The organism is Enterobacter cloacae complex sp. 2024EL-00227, assembly GCF_043945315.1.
Lineage (GTDB): Bacteria > Pseudomonadota > Gammaproteobacteria > Enterobacterales > Enterobacteriaceae > Enterobacter > Enterobacter roggenkampii.
In genome coordinates this window covers 1-17159 of the sequence record NZ_JBIMQP010000013.1, presented here as the reverse complement: position 1 = coordinate 17159, position 17159 = coordinate 1, and the positions used below count along the sequence as shown (strand labels likewise).

The window sequence follows — 17159 nt, the reverse complement described above, 5'->3', positions numbered from 1 at the left end:
CAGCAATGGCGACACCACGTTTGACCCAGAAAGACATGACGGAAGCCGAGCAGCGCGAACTGAAAACGCTTCTCGACCGCGCCCGCATCGCGCATGGCCGTACGCTGACCAACGCCGAAACCAATCAGGTGAAAAAAGAGTACATAGACAAACTGATGGCGCAGCGTGACGCCGAGGCGAAAAAAGCCCGCAAGCTGAAAAAGCAGCAGGCTTATAAGCCGGATACTGAAACGACCTTTTCCTGGTCGGCCAATACCTCTACTCGTGGAAGGCGCTAGCTAGCGCCCTTTCTTTTTACGGCCCGGCTGGGTAAATCGCTTCCCGTTACCCGGTTTGCCGCGTCCTTTCTCTTCCGCCTGCGGCGCCTTCACGACCGGACGTTTAATCGCCTGGGTTTTCGGTTTGGCTTTGGCCTTCGGCTTCGCTTCGGACGAGGAATTCTCGATAAGCTTGAACAGCTCAATCAGTTCGTCATCCGTCAAGTCGCGCCATTCGCCCAGCGGAATGCCGGACAGGCTGACGTTCATGATGCGCGTGCGCTCCAGCTTCGTCACTTCATAACCGAAGTACTCGCACATGCGGCGGATCTGGCGGTTTAAGCCCTGCACCAGGGTAATGCGGAACGCGAACGGCGCTTCTTTCTTCACCTTACACTTTTTCGTAACGGTACCGAGGATCGGCACACCGGCGCCCATACCGCGAATAAAGTCGTCCGTGACCGGCTTATTCACCGTAACAATGTACTCTTTTTCGTGATCGTTACCGGCACGCAGGATCTTGTTGACCAGATCGCCGTGGTTGGTGAGGAAAATCAGCCCCTGAGAGTCTTTATCCAGACGGCCAATCGGGAAGATACGGCTGCTGTGGTTCACGAAATCAACGATGTTGTCCCGCTCACCGTCTTCCGTGGTGCTGACAATCCCAACCGGTTTGTTCAACGCGATAAACACCAGGTCTTCGGCATCACGCGGTTCGATGAGCTGACCATTCACTTTAACCACGTCGCCAGGCATCACCTGGTCACCAATCGTGGCGCGCTTGCCGTTGAGGAACACATTACCTTGTTCAATGTAACGGTCCGCCTCGCGACGTGAGCAGATCCCGCTCTCGCTAATGTATTTGTTTAATCGGGTTGATTGAGTTGGCAGCATAGTTTCTCCTGTGAAGGGCGAAATATACCTTAGGTATGGGCTGGAAAAAAAGATTAGCCGACGGTAACTGAGACGGGTTTTCCAAGTTTACATAACATCATGATCAGCGTATCAAGGGTGAACTTACTTGTTTTGAGGTTCACGACATCAGACACGCGGGGACGAGAGACGTTTAGCCTGGCGGCAGCGTCGGTCTGACGCAGTTTATTCTCCGCAATCCACGAGGAAATTTCCTGCATCAGTTGCCGCTTGATGGCAAGCAACTGCTCAACCTCTTTTTCGGCACTTTCGTGCAACTGTTTAGCTTCACTTTCTTCAAAACCCAGCTCAGCAAAAATGTTCGTTTCTGAAGCTGTCACATGCCGAATTTTTGTATCAACGCGTCTTCCCATTTTTACCCTCCCCGAGCATCAAGCACCGCCTGAAAACGTGCCTTTGCTATGTATTTATCATGGCCTGATGTCCGCTGCGTTTTCTTCTTAAAGCAATGCAGTACGTAAACAGCATCCTCATAACGAGCCAAATAGATGATTCGGTATGCGCCCGTGTCACCGCGTAGCCGTATCTCTGCAACGCCTTTGCCAATCTCTGAGATCGGCTTCCAGTCTGCCGCCTCTAATCCAGCCTGTAATCGATGTAGCTGATACCCTGCATCCCGCCGGATTTCCTCCGGGAAGCCGAGCAAATCATCGAAGGCACTCCCCATCCATGCAATGGGTCTCATTGCTGGTTTTTCTGAAAGCATACCACATCCCTGTATAAAATTTTATACATAAAAGATTACATTGTCTCACGCCACAGGTCTGCTTATGACCTGTGGAGTGACGTTACGTTTTCAGTAGAGTTTGGTCACGCCTCATGGAGAGGATCTGCGAGGCGCTTTCAGGGATTAAGTAATATTTTCAGAAGCAAAAAGTTGCTGATCGGCTTTCGCTTCCAACTGAACCAGAGCAGGGATTAACTCGCTAAAGCAAACGAGGCTTTTGCCCAACTGATGAATACTCTCTGGTGAAAACTGTACTGGTTTTTCTGAAGATAGCGAAACCAGAGCGTTCCCCATAAAATTCAACGTGCTATACAAGCCTGCAAGGCTATCCTCGCACCCAAAGGAAAGAGCCAATGTTTCTTCCAATGTAAGATGATCACAATCAAGATGGCGAATTGCATCAGCAAGCGGGATATTGAATACAGCCTCTGGTGGGAGTTTGTAAGGCGATAAAGTGGCGTTAGTGGTACTATCAGCATTAGCCATAGCATTACCTCGTATAATGTTGTGGTCAGAAGCCCGGTATGTGTTGCCGCACTGCCGGGTTTCGTTGAGTATGTAAGACATGTGGTTTACACTACATGTGACTTTTAATGTATCCCAGGTGTCAGACACATGTCAACAATCGAGATCAAAAAGAAAGGTAACAAACAAATCGCTCTTCGCGTTGAGCCAGAGCTGGAAGTTGCTATTCTCAAGGCAGTTAGCGCTGACGGAGACGCTTCTGTTTCTGCTTGGATCAAAAGAGTGATCAGAAAAGAATTGAACAATAAGAAAATACTCTAGTTACTGACTACCGGTTTCCTGAGCATGACCATCCGTTTCAGCACCATCAGAATCTGTGTGATGGCTGAATTTTAAAAGACCTAGCTTGTAATGGAGAATTTTTCTTTCATTAGGTGAATAATAAGCCTGATAGAAATCAAATGCATCCCTTCCTGAATCTAGGCATTTCTTCCTAATAATTTTAATTATTTCCACTTTATGCTCGAGACTTGTTTTAATACCAAAAATAATTCCTTTTAAGCATGAAAAATCATATTTTAATGCCCTCTCATTTTTAGAGCTATAATCATGAAGAAAACTTTGCAATATGACCCTATATTCATTTTCATATTCCCAGTCCAATGATTTTACCGTGATATCTCGAATATAGACATCCCAATATTTTTTCCTCCATGCATCGATATCCAGGTTCATTTCTTGTGCACATAAGCTCATCTCTCCATCATCCGAATACCACATCTCATTAAGTTTAGGTATCGGCAGTACACCTTGATTTCTAAAAAAATCAGTTGACTCCAGCCCATTTTCGTAATTGATCTTATGCAGCGTCATTTTAACATCCCCCCAAATAGCACCTGATGATGAACATCCGGTTTTGCAGTGAAATGGAAGTTTAAAAGAACCGTCCTCTTCGATTGCTTCAAAAATCATACACACGCCTGTATGATTATCTCCATAATTTCCCCAGACCGAAGAATTTGTATTCTGCCTCATAAAACATGCTGTAAACCAATCCGAATACATTAACTTGCTTAAGTTGTTAATATATTTATTATAAAAATCAAATAAGATGAAAATATTATTCCCCCTTAATTCCTCAGCGTTAAGCACTTGTATTAAATTCAACTGCTGATGACTCCTCATAGTCGATGAGAAGAATATAGAAGTTATTCTATCAGCGTTATCTTCATGTCTCTCAATCATCTGTTCTAGTAATTCAATAAAATTTCCGTCCAGATTAAGACCTCGACCATCGTCAATCCATTCAGCTTTATTTTTATCGTACATTCCATTTTTAATATAGTTGTTAAAAATAACCTTCAACGCATAAAAATGTACTCTTGATAGATAAAATGATAACTCATCCCTGCGAATCTTGGTTGTTCTCTTACATATATCATTAATCAAGCTTAATAAATCAGAATCAGAAAAGAAATCATTAATAATATCAGAAACGAGACTTCTGTATTTATCTGTTGGATATAAGTCAAAACCAAGATGAACTGGTATATCTTTCTCTGAAAACTGCCATTTCTCACCACCTATTAAATAGCCAGAGCACATCCATTCGAGACATAAAAGATAGTGCCTAAAGAGATTTTTCCACGCAATGAAATCACCCTCCCAATAAATATCTCTATAACCTTCCATCGGGTCATTGAGTTCTTCGGGGGAGGCAAAGTATATCTCATTGTTTTCAAGCTCTTGAAACTCACCCAGCAAACTTGAGATTTTCCTAAATCTGTAAAACTCCATACCAAGGGCTCCTTAAATAGAAATCACTCTTGCTTATATTAAAGAACATAAAACTACAAGAAAATAACAGATTTTATGAAATTATTAACCCAACGCTTAAAACAATATTAGCGGTTATGTAAGCGCTGGGCTTGGGATTAGCGGTCCCCCCCCGAAATTAATACTCATCCCGCTGGTCATCTTCATCCGGCTGTTCCATCACGCTGTAGGCCACCGCACAGAACAACGAGTTAAGGCGCTTCATATCCCCCAGCAGCCCCAGGTGAAGTGAGCTGGTTTCGATACTCTGCACGTTCTGCTGATGCAGACGCTCAACGTGGGCGTGCGAGTAGCGGCGGTTAAGAATGCGGAAGCGATGCTTGTTGCGGCGCAGGCGGCGCGCGCTCGGCACGTCGCTGGAGAAGAAGACCAGCATCGCCAGCTTGAGGTTGCTGACCAGCTGTTCGTGCAGCGCTTCAAGCTCTTTTAAGCCTTCAACGGAGAACGCCCGGCGGGCGGCCAGCGACTTATCGGCAATCTCGCTGCCCATGCGCTCAACAATATCGGAGGCCTGCTCAAGGTTGAGCGACATCTCAATGATTTCCGCCCAGCGGCGGGACTCCTCCTCCGCCAGCTCGTCCTGCGGCATGCGGGCCAGGTAAAGCTTAATGGCGGTATAGAGCACGTTGATATCGTCCGCCAGTCTGCGCAGCTCTTTCTCCTCTCGCGGCTCGCCGTGCATCACCTTTTGCAACCCTTCGAGCATGGTTTCCATGGCGTCGCCCATGCGCAGCGTCTCGCGCGCGGCATTCGCCAGCGCCAGCGCCGGGGTGTCCAGCGCGGAGGTATCCAGATGCTTTGGCTTCAGGCGGGCGTCCAGCTCCGGTTCGTCCTGAATGAGTCGCTCGCAGAAGCGGGCCATCGACCCGGCAAAAGGGACCATCGCCAGGCAGCGCACCAGGTTGTAGAACACGTGGAAGTAGATCACCAGCTCCGCCTTCGGCAGCGGGAGGTTATCCATCAGGTTCGCCAGCGGATGGATAAAGGGCAGAATAATCAGGCTGCCCACCAGCTTAAACAGCAGGCTACCGAGCGCCACGCGGCGGGCGGCGGCGTTGGCGGCGCTGTTATTGAGCATCGCCAGCAGGCCAGAGCCGAGGTTGGCACCGATCACCAGACACAGCGCCACCGGGAAGGAGATCGCCCCGGCGGCGGTGAGCGTGGCCGTCAGCAGCACGGCGGCCAGGCTGGAGTAGCTGACGATGGCAAACACCGCGCCAATCAGCGCGTCGAGCATGATGTCACCGGTCAGGGAGGCGAAGATGACCTGCACGCCGTTGGCCTCGGTAATCGGGGTGACCGCCTGCACAATCAGCTCCAGCGCCAGCAGAATCAGCCCCAGGCCAATCCCCACGCGACCAAGCTGCCCGGCCCGCGTCTGTTTGCGGCCGAGGAAGAAGATAACGCCGACAAAAATCAGCAGCGGCGACAGCCAGGAGAGATCGAAGGTCAGGATACGCGCCATCAGCGCGGTACCCACATCAGCCCCCAGCACAATCACCAGCGCCGGGGCCAGCGCCACCAGATCCTGCGCCACAAAGGAGGTGACAAGCAGGGTTGTGGCGTTGCTGCTCTGAACGAGTGCCGTTACGCCAATGCCTGCGCAGAAGGCGAGCGGCTTCTTCTCAACGCTGCTGCTGAGAACGGTACGTAAACGGGCGCCAAATACGCGCATCACGCCGGTACGGACGATATGGGTGCCCCATACGAGCAGTGCGACTGCAGAGAGCAGATGTAACAGGGTCAGCACGGATGGTTTTCCTCCTTATCTTTATCGGTTTTCCTGAGGTTCCCTGCGCGTTGCCATGTCGGATGACGGCGACGCCTTATCCGACCTACGCACAGGCCCGGTAAGCGCACCGCCACCGGGTGCCAGGGATAGAACCTTATTTCAGTATAAGGGGTTAAGCGTAAGAAAGAGACAAGGCACCCTTGAGGTGCCCTGTTTGTTGTAAGGAAAAGTGACGTTAGTCTGCGTCGTAGCCTAAATTCGGTGCCAGCCAGCGCTCTACTTCTGACACGCTCATGCCTTTGCGCAGGGCGTAATCTTCAATCTGATCGCGCTGAAGCTGCGCCACGGCAAAGTACTTGCTGTCCGGGTGGCTGAAGTACCAGCCGGAGACGGACGCGCCCGGCCACATGGCGTACGACTCGGTGAGCTTCATCCCGGTATGGGCTTCGACGTCCAGCAGTTGCCAGATCGTGCCCTTTTCGGTGTGTTCCGGGCAGGCCGGATAGCCCGGCGCCGGACGAATCCCCTGGTAGTTTTCGCGGATCAGCTCCTCGTTGCTGAGGTTTTCGTTCGCCGCGTAGCCCCAGTGCACCTTACGCACGCGCTCGTGCAGGTACTCGGCGAAGGCTTCCGCCAGGCGGTCGGCGATCGCTTTCACCATGATTTTATTGTAATCATCGTGCTGCGCTTCGAACGCGTCCGCCAGCGCATCTTCTTCCAGACCGCCGGTTACCGCAAAGGCGCCAATATAGTCGGCTTTACCGCTCAGCTTCGGCGCGACAAAATCGGCCAGGCAGTAGTTGGCAAAGCCCACTTTCTCGGTTTGCTGGCGCAGATGGCGGCTGACTGCCAGCACGTGAGTACGGGTTTCATCGCGGTAAATTTCGATGTCGTCACCCACGCGGTTGGCCGGGAACAGCCCCACCACGCCGCGTGGGTTGAGGGTTTTCTCCGCGCTCAGCCTGTCGAGCATGTCGTTGGCATCGTTAAACAGGCGTTTCGCCTCCTCGCCCACCACCTCATCTTCCAGGATGCGCGGATATTTGCCCGCGAGCGACCAGGTCATAAAGAACGGCGTCCAGTCGATGTAGTTACGCAGCGTTTCGATGCTGGCACTGACCTCCTGAACGCCCAGGCGATGCGCGACCGGCGGCGTATAGCTCGACCAGTCAAACGCCAGATCGTTATCGCGCGCCGCCTGGAGTGAAACGGGCGGGGTGCGCGGTTTCTTGCGCCCGTGCTGGATGCGAACGGTTTCGTACTCTTTGCGGGTGCGCTCAACAAACTCGTCGCGCTGGGTGTCAGAGAGCAGCGCGGAGACCACGCCCACCGTGCGCGAGGCGTTCTGCACGTAGACCGTCGGCCCGCTGTAGTTCTGCTCGATTTTCACCGCCGTGTGCGCCTTGGAGGTGGTCGCGCCGCCAATCAGCAGCGGAATGGTGAAGCCCTGACGCTCCATCTCCTTCGCCACGTTAACCATCTCGTCCAGCGACGGGGTGATCAGCCCGGAGAGGCCAATCAGGTCGGCATTCACTTCGCGCGCGGTCTTGAGGATTTTATCCGCCGGGACCATCACGCCAAGGTCGATAATCTCGTAGTTATTGCACTGCAGCACCACGCCGACGATGTTCTTGCCGATGTCGTGCACGTCGCCCTTCACGGTGGCGATGACCATTTTGCCGTTGCTGGAGCCTTTCTCTTTGCTGGCTTCGATAAACGGCTCCAGGTACGCCACGGCCTGCTTCATCACGCGCGCGGATTTCACCACCTGCGGCAGGAACATTTTGCCCTCGCCGAACAGATCGCCCACCACGTTCATGCCGTCCATCAGCGGCCCTTCGATCACTTCAATCGGCCGGGCTGACTGCTGACGCGCCTCTTCGGTGTCCTGCTCGATAAACTCGGTGATGCCTTTTACCAGCGAATATTCCAGGCGTTTTTTCACGTCCCAGGCCCGCCACTCGGCCTGCTGAACGTTGGCTGCGTCATCCGACTTGCTGCCGCGGTATTTTTCTGCCAGGTCAAGCAGCCGCTCCGTGGCGTCGTCGCGGCGGTTGAGGATCACGTCTTCTACCGCGTCGCGTAGCTCCGCAGGCAGGTCGTCATAAATCGCCAGCTGGCCGGCGTTGACGATCCCCATGTCCATCCCGTTGCGGATGGCGTAGTAGAGGAACACGGCGTGGATCGCTTCACGCACCGGGTCGTTGCCGCGGAACGAGAACGAGACGTTCGACACGCCGCCGGAGATGAGGGCATGCGGCAGCTCGCGCTTGATGTCCTCGCACGCGCCGATAAAGTCCTGGGCGTAGTTGTTGTGCTCTTCGATGCCGGTCGCCACGGCGAAGATGTTCGGGTCAAAGATGATGTCTTCCGGCGGGAAGCCTACCTCTTCGGTCAGTATTTTGTACGCGCGGCGGCAAATCTCAATTTTACGCGCGCGGGTGTCGGCCTGGCCCACTTCATCAAAAGCCATCACCACCACAGCGGCTCCGTAGCGGCGGACCTGCTTCGCGTGGTGGATGAAGACATCCACGCCCTCTTTCATCGAGATAGAGTTGACGATGCCTTTACCCTGAATGCACTTCAGCCCCTTCTCGATCACCTCCCATTTGGAGGAGTCGATCATGATCGGCACGCGGGCGATGTCCGGCTCACCGGCAATCAGGTTGAGGAAACGCACCATCGCCGCTTCGGCGTCGAGCATCCCCTCATCCATGTTGATATCGATAATCTGCGCGCCGCTCTCAACCTGCTGGCGGGCAACATCCAGCGCTTCGCTGTACTTCTCTTCTTTGATCAGGCGTTTGAACTTCGCGGAGCCGGTGACGTTGGTACGCTCACCCACGTTCACAAACAGGCTGTCGTCGCCGATGGTTAACGGCTCAAGGCCCGAGAGGCGACAGGCAACCGGCAGCTCGGGCAGCCTGCGTGGCGGCAGTCCGGCCACGGCGTTGCTCATGGCGGCGATGTGCTCCGGCGTGGTGCCGCAGCAGCCGCCGACGATGTTGAGAAATCCAGACTCGGCCCACTCGCGGATTTGTGCCGCCATGGTGTCGGCATCCAGATCGTATTCACCGAAGGCGTTCGGCAGACCGGCGTTCGGGTGCGCGGTAACGTAGCATTCCGCAATGCGCGACAGCTCCTGCACGTACTGGCGCAGTTCATCTGGACCCAGCGCGCAGTTCAGGCCGAAGGAGAGCGCGTCGGCGTGGCGCAGGGAGTTATAAAACGCTTCGGTGGTCTGGCCGGACAGGGTACGGCCGGAGGCATCGGTGATGGTGCCGGAAATCATGATCGGCAGGTCAACGCCCAGCGCCTCGAACTCCTCTTTCACCGCGTAAATCGCGGCCTTGGCGTTGAGGGTGTCGAATACCGTTTCAATCAGGATCAGATCGGAACCGCCTTCCACCAGCGCTCTGGTCGATTCACGGTAGGCAACAACCAGCTGGTCAAAGGTGATATTACGAAACGCCGGGTCGTTGACGTCCGGTGAAATCGACGCGGTGCGGTTCGTCGGGCCAAGCACCCCGGCAACGTAGCGCGGCTTGTCCGGCGTGCGGGCCGTCCACTCGTCGGCGCAGGCGCGCGCAAGCTTTGCGGCTTCAAAGTTGATCTCCGCCGACAGGGATTCCATCTGGTAATCCGCCATGGCGATGGTTGTCGAGTTAAAGGTGTTGGTTTCAACGATATCCGCACCCGCTTCGAAGTAAGCGTTGTGAATATCCTTGATCACGGACGGCTTGCTGAGCACCAGCAGGTCGTTGTTCCCTTTCAGGTCGCAGGGCCAGTCGGCGAAGCGTTCGCCGCGGAAATCGTCTTCGCTCAGGCGATAACCCTGGATCATGGTGCCCATGCCGCCGTCCAGCACCAGAATTCGTTCATTTAACTGCGCACGCAGTTGCTCTACTTTGCTGCTCACACTTGCTCCCGACAACGCTCAACAAGGCCAAAAGGCTGCGTTCCATACTGGCACAATCTCGCAGGGTGGAAAAGTCGCTCAGCGGTAACATGAGACATGTTCACTATCACTCCTCCGATCAGTCAGGATAACGGTTGCAAAATCACCAAATAAAACGAAAATGATTTCCACGATACAGAAAAAGGAGATCGTCATGGTCGCGACCGTTCCCGCTAAACGCGGCAGAAAACCTGCTGCCACCACCGCTGCCGCACAGCAGGGTGGACAGGTTCAATCGCTCACGCGCGGTCTGAAGCTGCTGGAGTGGATAGCCGAGTCGCACAGCAGCGTGGCCCTGACGGAGCTGGCCCAGCAGGCTGGCCTGCCGAACTCCACGACGCACCGCCTGCTGACCACCATGCAGCAGCTGGGCTTTGTCCGCCAGGTAGGCGAGCTGGGGCACTGGGCGGTGGGCGCGCATGCGTTTATCGTGGGCAGCAGCTTCCTGCAGAGCCGTAACCTGCTGGCGATTGTGCACCCGATTCTGCGCAAATTGATGGAAGAGTCGGGCGAGACCGTGAATCTGGCCGTGCTCGACCAGAGCGACCATCAGGCGATTATCATCGACCAGGTGCAATGCACGCAGCTGATGCGCATGTCCGCGCCGATTGGCGGCAAGCTGCCGATGCATGCCTCAGGGGCGGGTAAAGCGTTCCTCTCGCAGCTGACCGAGGAGCAGGTGACGGGGCTGCTGCACCGTAAAGGACTGCATGCCTATACCCACGCCACGCTGGTTTCGCCGGTGCATCTGAAAGAAGACCTGGCCCTGACCCGCAAGCGCGGCTATTCGTTTGACGACGAGGAGCACGCCCTCGGCCTGCGCTGTATCGCAGCCTGCATTTTTGACGAGCACCGCGAGCCGTTTGCCGCCATCTCTATTTCCGGGCCGATTTCACGTATGACCGACGATCGGGTCACTGAGTTGGGTGCGCTGGTGATTAAGGCGGCGAAAGAGGTCACGCTGGCGTACGGTGGGATTCGTTAAGCATGCATTGCCGGGTGGCGGCTTCGCCTTACCCGGCCTACATGATGCCCTCTGAAAACCGGATGCAAAACCGCTGCTTACGGCGGTAAGCGTACACATCTTCCACGTGCCCGTTTTTGATCCGCGTTTGCAGTCCCCGCCAGTAGCTGGCGCGGAACAGATCGGCATGCATCTCTTCGAATAGCGGCCCGATGCGCGGATCGGCGCACAGCCAGTGGCGAAACTCTTCGGGAAACACATCGCCCGGCGAAACGCTGTACCACGGCTCGCTGGAAAGCTCATCTTCCGGGTAGCGGGCCGGTGGGATATCGCGGAAGTTCACCTCGGTCATGTAGCAAATTTCGTCGTAATCGTAGAACACTACCCGTCCGTGACGGGTGACGCCGAAGTTTTTGAACAGCATATCGCCCGGGAAGATATTGGCGGCGGCAAGCTGGCGAATCGCGTTGCCGTATTCTTCAATCGCATCTCTTAAAGCCTGACCGTCGGACTGCTCCAGCCAGATATTCAGCGGCACCATGCGTCGTTCAATGTAGAGATGGCTGATCGCGATTTTGTCGCCAAGATCGGTGATTTTGGCGGGTGCTTCCTGCAGTAAAAGCGCCATGAGCGCCGGATCGATCTGCTGCTTATCCAGCACAAAATTTTCGAACTCCTGGGTATCCGCCATGCGCCCAACGCGGTCGTGCTCTTTAACCAGCTGGTAGCAGGCGCGGACGTGCGCGGCGGTCATCTCTTTCTGCGGCGCGAATCTGTCCTTAATCACCTTAAAGACCCGGTCGAAGCCCGGCAGCGTAAACACCAGCATCACCATGCCGCGAATGCCGGGCGCTTCGATGAACTGCTCATCGGCCGTGGTGACATAGCGCAGGTATTCCCGGTAGCTTTCCGTTTTAGCGTGCTTCTGGCAGCCAATGGCCATATACAGCTCGGCTGTGGTTTTACCCGGCAGGATCTCGCGCAGCCACTCCACCAGCGCGGCGGGCAGCGGAGCGTACACCATAAAATAGGAACGGGCGAAGCCAAACACGATGCTGGCCTCGGCGCTGGTAGTCAGGCAGGTATCAACAAACAGTTCCCCGTCGTCGGTACGATGAATGGGCAGCAGAAAGGGCACGATGGCCGTCGGCGTAACCAGTTTGCCCACCAGCCAGGCGGCTTTATTGCGGTAGAAAAGCTCGTTGGCCACCTGCAAATGGCTGTGGCTGAGCACCTCCGCGCCGAATGCTTCTTTGAGATGGGCGTGGATATACCCGATATCCCGGGCTTTATTCTCCCAGGGCAGACGCAGCGGCAAATCCGTCAGCACGCGATGCAGGAGCTTTTCCCATCCGTGCTCGGGAAAGAAATCTTTCGCCAGCGGACGCGGAATGGTACGAAAGCGCCGTTCAGGCTGGGAGCTGAAGATAAATAACCGCTCAGGAGATAATGAGCGGTGGTCAAATAACCGGCAATAGACGGAGTTGAAAAAGCTCTCCGCAATCTCGAAGCGCGGGTAGTCGGGTAACAGATGGGTGTAATGCTCTTTTACGCGCAGTAAAAATTCCGCGTCCGGACTTTTACCGTCGGTAATACAGCGCAGCTGCTCCACCACCAGACCCACGTGGTGGTCATAAAGATGGATACGCTGCTTCATGGCCTGCTGAACCGCATGCCAGTCTGCATGCTCAAAGCGCTGCTGGGCGCCGGAGGTCACTTCAAGAAAACGACCATACTGGGCATCGAAGCCCTGCAAAATAGTTTGGGCAATCAGTAATTCCAGGCCACGCGACATATATTCCCCCTCACCCCAACCCTCTCCCCGAGAGGGGAGAGGGGGAAAAGATTAGAACTGTGCTTCTTCCGTTGAACCCGTTAAGGCGGTGACGGAGGAGGTGCCGCCCTGAATAATCGTGGTCACATTGTCAAAGTAGCCGGTTCCCACCTCCTGCTGGTGAGACACGAAGGTGTAACCGTCTTTACCGGCGGCAAACTCCGGCTGCTGCACCTTCTCAACGTAGTGCTTCATGCCCTCACCCTGCGCGTAGGCGTGCGCCAGGTCGAACATGTTGAACCACATGCTGTGGATACCGGCCAGGGTAATGAACTGGTATTTGTAGCCCATGTCGGACAGCTGCTGCTGGAAGCTGGCGATGGTTTTGTCATCCAACTTTTTCTGCCAGTTGAAGGACGGCGAGCAGTTGTAGGCCAGCAGTTTGCCCGGGTACTTCGCATGAATAGCATCAGCGAAGCGTTTCGCCAGCGCCAGATCCGGCGTGGACGTTTCACACCAGACCAGATCCGCGTAAGGCGCGTACGCCAGACCACGGCTGATAGCCTGCTCGATACCCGCGTGGGTACGATAGAAGCCTTCACTGGTGCGCTCGCCGGTGATGAACTCGCTGTCGTACGGATCGCAGTCAGAGGTGATCAGGTCAGCCGCGTCCGCATCGGTACGGGCAATGACCAGCGTTGGCACGCCGAGCACGTCAGCAGCCAGACGCGCGGCAACCAGCTTCTGCACCGCTTCCTGTGTAGGAACCAGCACCTTACCGCCCATGTGTCCGCACTTCTTCACTGACGCCAGCTGATCTTCGAAGTGAACGGCCGCTGCACCGGCTTCAATCATCGATTTCATCAGCTCAAAGGCATTCAGCACGCCGCCGAAGCCCGCTTCCGCATCCGCAACGATCGGCAGGAAGTAGTCAATAAAGCGCGGATCGTTTGGCTCAATACCCGCCGCCCACTGGATCTGATCCGCACGGCGGAAGGTGTTGTTGATCCGATCCACGACCGACGGCACGGAGTTAGCCGGATAGAGCGACTGATCCGGGTACATGCTGGAGGCCAGGTTGGCGTCCGCCGCGACCTGCCAGCCGGAGAGGTAAATCGCCTCAATACCGGCCTTCGCCTGCTGCAGTGCCTGACCGCCGGTCAGCGCACCGAGGCTGTTGATGTAGCCCTTTTTAGAGCCACCGTGCAGCAGCTTCCACATTTTCGCCGCGCCATTTTGCGCCAGCGTACATTCCGGATTGACCGAGCCGCGTAATTTCACCACGTCTTCCGCGCTGTACGGGCGGCGGATGCCTTCCCAGCGAGGTTGTGTCCACTCTTTCTTTAATTCTTCGATTTGTTGGGTACGGGTTTTCATGTGCAGATGCTCCATATTGTTATGTGGTGAGTTACGCCAGGAAGCGGTAGCCCGGCAGGGTCAGGAAGTCGATTAAGTCATCTGATGTGGTGATTTGCTCCATCAGGCGCGCAGCGTCGTCAAAACGCCCGCTGCTGAAGCGGTGTTCGCCCAGCTCGTCCTGGATCACCCGCATCTCTTCGGCCAGCATCTGGCGGAACAGGGTCTTGGTCACCGGTTTGCCGTTGCTAAGCGTTTTTTGATGGTGGATCCACTGCCAGATAGAGGTACGTGAGATCTCCGCCGTCGCAGCATCTTCCATCAGGCCGTAGATCGGCACGCAGCCGTTGCCGGAGATCCACGCTTCGATGTACTGCACCGCGACGCGAATGTTGGCCCGCATCCCCTCTTCCGTCCGTTCGCCCGCGCACGGCGCCAGCAGCTGTTCTTCTGCGATTGGTGCATCGTCTTCACGGGTGACAAACAGCTGGTTTTTGTTGTCGCCGAGCACGCGGTTAAAGACCTCCATCGCCGTATCGGCCAAACCCGGATGGGCGATCCACGTCCCGTCGTGGCCGTTACGTGCTTCAAGCTCTTTGTCGGCTTTCACCTTGTTGAGCACCTGATTGTTGCGCTCTGCGTCTTTGCTCGGGATAAAGGCTGCCATGCCGCCCATCGCAAAGGCACCGCGCTTGTGGCAGGTTTTGATCAGCAGACGCGAATAGGCGCTCAGGAACGGTTTGTCCATGGTGACAACCTGACGATCGGGGAGCACGCGATCGGGATAATTTTTCAGGGTTTTGATATAGCTGAAAATATAGTCCCAGCGTCCACAGTTCAGACCGACAATGTGGTCGCGCAGCGCATGCAGGATTTCATGCATCTGGAATACGGCGGGCAGCGTTTCAATCAGCAGGGTGGCTTTGATGGTGCCGCGCGGCAGGTTGAAACGATCTTCCGCATAGCTGAAGACCTCGCTCCACCAGGCTGCTTCCTGCCAGGCCTGCGTTTTAGGCAGGTAGAAATACGGGCCGCTGCCTTTCGCCAGCAGGGCTTTGTAGTTGTGGAAGAAATAGAGTGCAAAATCAAACAGGCTTCCTGGAATGGCTTCTCCACGCCAGGTGACATGTTTTTCGGGCAGGTGCAGGCCGCGCACGCGACAGATCAGCACCGCCGGGTTCGGTTTGAGCTGGTATATTTTGCCGGCTTCATTGGTATAGCTGATGGTGCCGTTTACGGCGTCGCGCAGGTTGATTTGCCCCTCGATGACCTTACGCCAGTCCGGCGCCAGCGAGTCTTCAAAATCGGCCATAAAGACTTTAACGTTCGCGTTCATGGCGTTGATCACCATTTTGCGTTCTACCGGACCGGTGATCTCAACGCGACGATCCTGTAAATCTTCAGGGATGCCGCGGATTTTCCACTCGCCACGACGAATGGAAGCAGTTTCCGAAATAAAACCAGGCAACTTGCCGTTATCAATTTCCTGCTGCTGATGAATGCGTGCCGCGAGCAGCTTATTGCGCTGCGGCGTAAAGCGTGTCACCAGTTCAGTCAGAAACTCTACCGCTTCTGCCGTTAATACTTGCTGTTCTTGCTCGCCATACGGCTGGGTGAAGGCCAGTTCATCGACCGTCGTTGCCTGTTGAGTCATTACTCTGCTCCTCATCAAAGATCCAAAATCACGCCCCCGATGCGAACGAAAGATCGTTGGGTAGTTTTCGCTCAGCAGAATTAAGACTATCTCTATTTTTTCTAAAATCAAAAACAATTTCCATTTTAATTATAGATTGCTATTAATTTATTGATTTTATTGAAATTAAAGTTTCAAAGAATGTTGAGTGACATTTCGGAAATAAAAAAGGCACCCGAAGGTGCCTGATTTGAATAGCTGAAACGCTTTAGGATCGTTTAGTGCAGAAGATTACTCCAGCGTCGGATTCATGTGACGCAGATCGTATGGCGTTATCTGATAGACGTAATAGTTGAGCCAGTTGGTAAAAAGCAAATTCCCGTGACTGCGCCAGGTTGCTCTCGGTTTGTTTTGCGGGTCATCTTTCGGGAAATAGTTGTAAGGGACATCCGGGTTAAGACCCGCTTCAACATCACGGAAATACTCTGACGCCAGGGTGTGCGGATCGTACTCAGGATGCCCGGTTACGAATGCAATGCGCTTATCTTTACTGGCAAACAGGTAAGCGTCCCCATCTTCCGTTTCGGCCAGGATCTCCAGATCGGTGTAATCACGAATCAGCTGGGCCGGGAAATCGGCGTAGCGGGAATGCGGAGCCAGGAAAGAATCATCAAACCCGCGCGTCAGCAACGCATGGGGATGGAGAATATGGTGTTCGTATACGCCGGAGAGCTTTTCAGTGCGGGTTTGCTTGGGGATGCCATACAAAATATTCAGTGCGGCTTGTACCGCCCAACAGACAAACAGCGTGGACGTGACGTGATCTTTTGCCCATTCCAGCACCTGTTTGATCTGCGGCCAGTAAGCGACATCGTTAAATTCCACCAGGCCCAGCGGCGCGCCGGTCACAATCAATCCGTCGAAGTTTTCACCCTGAATGTCATCAAAGTTGCAGTAGAAATTGTTCAGGTGCTCAGAAGGCGTATTGCGAGACTCACGGGCGTCGATCCGCAGCAGCTGAATATCAACCTGCAGCGGGGAGTTCGACAGCAGACGCAGGAACTGGTTTTCTGTTTCGATCTTTTTGGGCATCAGATTGAGAATAAGCACCTTCAGCGGGCGAATTTCCTGACCTGTCGCACGTGAAGTCGTCATCACAAAGACATTTTCTTCACGCAAGAAATTGACGGCTGGTAGCTCGTCCTGCACCCGAATCGGCATAGCTTTATATCCTCACAACATACGTATAAACGTTTAGACATCCAGACAGCTAACGATACCCAGAAATGATCGGAATGTCGAGTCTGCAAGACGAAGGTGAGAAAGTTTCAGGGAGAGGGAGAGGAAGAAAAACAAAAGCAAAAAACCCCGCACCTTTCGGTACGGGGTTCTTCTAATTGATGCCTGGCAGTTCCCTACTCTCACATGGGGAGACCCCACACTACCATCGGCGCTACGGCGTTTCACTTCTGAGTTCGGCATGGGGTCAGGTGGGACCACCGCGCTAAAGCCGCCAGGCAAATT

14 protein-coding genes and 1 rRNA gene are annotated in these 17159 nt (G+C 54.4%); 3 read left to right on the top strand and 12 right to left on the bottom strand.

From position 1 onward, the window contains the following. The first annotated feature begins 5 nt into the window (after nt 1-5). Nucleotides 6-278, top strand: a complete 273-nt coding sequence (locus tag ACHH0Z_RS19750) for a DUF3811 domain-containing protein (protein WP_014830263.1) — start codon at nt 6-8, stop codon at nt 276-278. Here the strand turns inward: ACHH0Z_RS19750 and rluF are convergent, their stop codons facing one another. The 4 genes from rluF to ACHH0Z_RS19730 form a co-directional block, all read right to left on the bottom strand. Then, nucleotides 279-1151, bottom strand: coding sequence for a 23S rRNA pseudouridine(2604) synthase RluF (rluF, locus tag ACHH0Z_RS19745; protein ID WP_008503414.1), 873 nt, complete (start codon nt 1149-1151; stop codon nt 279-281). A 53-nt stretch (nt 1152-1204) separates the two neighbouring features. Continuing rightward, nucleotides 1205-1543 (bottom strand): helix-turn-helix domain-containing protein, encoded by a 339-nt coding sequence (locus tag ACHH0Z_RS19740; protein WP_032655712.1) that lies wholly within the window; start codon nt 1541-1543, stop codon nt 1205-1207. Between the two features lie 2 nt (nt 1544-1545). Next, complete coding sequence (locus tag ACHH0Z_RS19735) at nt 1546-1896, bottom strand: type II toxin-antitoxin system RelE/ParE family toxin (RefSeq protein WP_045407217.1); 351 nt, start codon at nt 1894-1896, stop codon at nt 1546-1548. Between the two features lie 144 nt (nt 1897-2040). Then, nucleotides 2041-2403 carry a hypothetical protein gene (locus ACHH0Z_RS19730; RefSeq protein ID WP_032654609.1) on the bottom strand — a complete coding sequence of 121 codons (363 nt, stop codon included), beginning with the start codon at nt 2401-2403 and terminating at the stop codon, nt 2041-2043. A gap of 129 nt (nt 2404-2532) precedes the next feature. On the opposite strand from ACHH0Z_RS19730, the gene ACHH0Z_RS19725 reads away from it, so the two are divergent. Then, on the top strand, nt 2533-2703 hold the full coding sequence (locus tag ACHH0Z_RS19725) for a hypothetical protein (protein ID WP_032654605.1): 171 nt from the start codon (nt 2533-2535) through the stop codon (nt 2701-2703). Here the strand turns inward: ACHH0Z_RS19725 and ACHH0Z_RS19720 are convergent, their stop codons facing one another. From ACHH0Z_RS19720 to metH, 3 genes are all read right to left on the bottom strand, one after another. After that, nucleotides 2704-4179: a DUF2971 domain-containing protein gene (locus ACHH0Z_RS19720; RefSeq protein ID WP_045407213.1), complete on the bottom strand. Its 1476-nt coding sequence runs from the start codon at nt 4177-4179 to the stop codon at nt 2704-2706. A 157-nt stretch (nt 4180-4336) separates the two neighbouring features. After that, on the bottom strand, nt 4337-5968 hold the full coding sequence (locus ACHH0Z_RS19715; RefSeq protein WP_008503411.1) for a Na/Pi cotransporter family protein: 1632 nt from the start codon (nt 5966-5968) through the stop codon (nt 4337-4339). Nucleotides 5969-6185: 217 nt separating this feature from the next. Further along, nucleotides 6186-9869, bottom strand: a complete 3684-nt coding sequence (metH, locus tag ACHH0Z_RS19710; protein ID WP_045407210.1) for a methionine synthase — start codon at nt 9867-9869, stop codon at nt 6186-6188. Between the two features lie 193 nt (nt 9870-10062). On the opposite strand from metH, the gene iclR reads away from it, so the two are divergent. After that, nucleotides 10063-10893 (top strand): glyoxylate bypass operon transcriptional repressor IclR, encoded by an 831-nt coding sequence (iclR, locus tag ACHH0Z_RS19705; protein ID WP_023293555.1) that lies wholly within the window; start codon nt 10063-10065, stop codon nt 10891-10893. 37 nt (nt 10894-10930) lie between these two features. Here iclR and aceK read toward each other — a convergent pair whose 3' ends face one another. The 5 genes from aceK to rrf all read right to left on the bottom strand — a co-directional run bounded on the left by aceK (nt 10931) and on the right by rrf (nt 17153). Continuing rightward, nucleotides 10931-12667, bottom strand: coding sequence for a bifunctional isocitrate dehydrogenase kinase/phosphatase (gene aceK, locus ACHH0Z_RS19700; protein ID WP_045407208.1), 1737 nt, complete (start codon nt 12665-12667; stop codon nt 10931-10933). Nucleotides 12668-12718: 51 nt separating this feature from the next. Continuing rightward, entirely contained in the window at nt 12719-14023 is a 1305-nt protein-coding gene (gene aceA / locus ACHH0Z_RS19695) for an isocitrate lyase (RefSeq protein WP_008503407.1), read from the bottom strand. Nucleotides 14024-14054: 31 nt separating this feature from the next. Beyond that, the gene (gene aceB / locus ACHH0Z_RS19690; protein ID WP_021242714.1) at nt 14055-15656 is read right to left on the bottom strand and encodes a malate synthase A; all 1602 of its coding nucleotides are present in this window, start codon (nt 15654-15656) and stop codon (nt 14055-14057) included. Nucleotides 15657-15926: 270 nt separating this feature from the next. Next, nucleotides 15927-16856: a homoserine O-succinyltransferase gene (metA, locus tag ACHH0Z_RS19685; protein ID WP_008503405.1), complete on the bottom strand. Its 930-nt coding sequence runs from the start codon at nt 16854-16856 to the stop codon at nt 15927-15929. Between the two features lie 181 nt (nt 16857-17037). Continuing rightward, nucleotides 17038-17153: ribosomal RNA gene (rrf, locus tag ACHH0Z_RS19680) — 5S ribosomal RNA — on the bottom strand. Nucleotides 17154-17159: the final 6 nt, after the last annotated feature.

Coding starts and splice junctions, on each gene's coding strand:
- aceB (WP_021242714.1), bottom strand. CDS start 15,656: ATGACTCAACAGGCAACGACGGTCGATGAACTGGCCTTCACCCAGCCG.
- ACHH0Z_RS19725 (WP_032654605.1), top strand. CDS start 2,533: ATGTCAACAATCGAGATCAAAAAGAAAGGTAACAAACAAATCGCTCTT.
- iclR (WP_023293555.1), top strand. CDS start 10,063: ATGGTCGCGACCGTTCCCGCTAAACGCGGCAGAAAACCTGCTGCCACC.
- aceK (WP_045407208.1), bottom strand. CDS start 12,667: ATGTCGCGTGGCCTGGAATTACTGATTGCCCAAACTATTTTGCAGGGC.
- metA (WP_008503405.1), bottom strand. CDS start 16,856: ATGCCGATTCGGGTGCAGGACGAGCTACCAGCCGTCAATTTCTTGCGT.
- ACHH0Z_RS19740 (WP_032655712.1), bottom strand. CDS start 1,543: ATGGGAAGACGCGTTGATACAAAAATTCGGCATGTGACAGCTTCAGAA.
- aceA (WP_008503407.1), bottom strand. CDS start 14,023: ATGAAAACCCGTACCCAACAAATCGAAGAATTAAAGAAAGAGTGGACA.
- ACHH0Z_RS19730 (WP_032654609.1), bottom strand. CDS start 2,403: ATGGCTAATGCTGATAGTACCACTAACGCCACTTTATCGCCTTACAAA.
- ACHH0Z_RS19720 (WP_045407213.1), bottom strand. CDS start 4,179: ATGGAGTTTTACAGATTTAGGAAAATCTCAAGTTTGCTGGGTGAGTTT.
- ACHH0Z_RS19750 (WP_014830263.1), top strand. CDS start 6: ATGGCGACACCACGTTTGACCCAGAAAGACATGACGGAAGCCGAGCAG.
- ACHH0Z_RS19735 (WP_045407217.1), bottom strand. CDS start 1,896: ATGCTTTCAGAAAAACCAGCAATGAGACCCATTGCATGGATGGGGAGT.
- rluF (WP_008503414.1), bottom strand. CDS start 1,151: ATGCTGCCAACTCAATCAACCCGATTAAACAAATACATTAGCGAGAGC.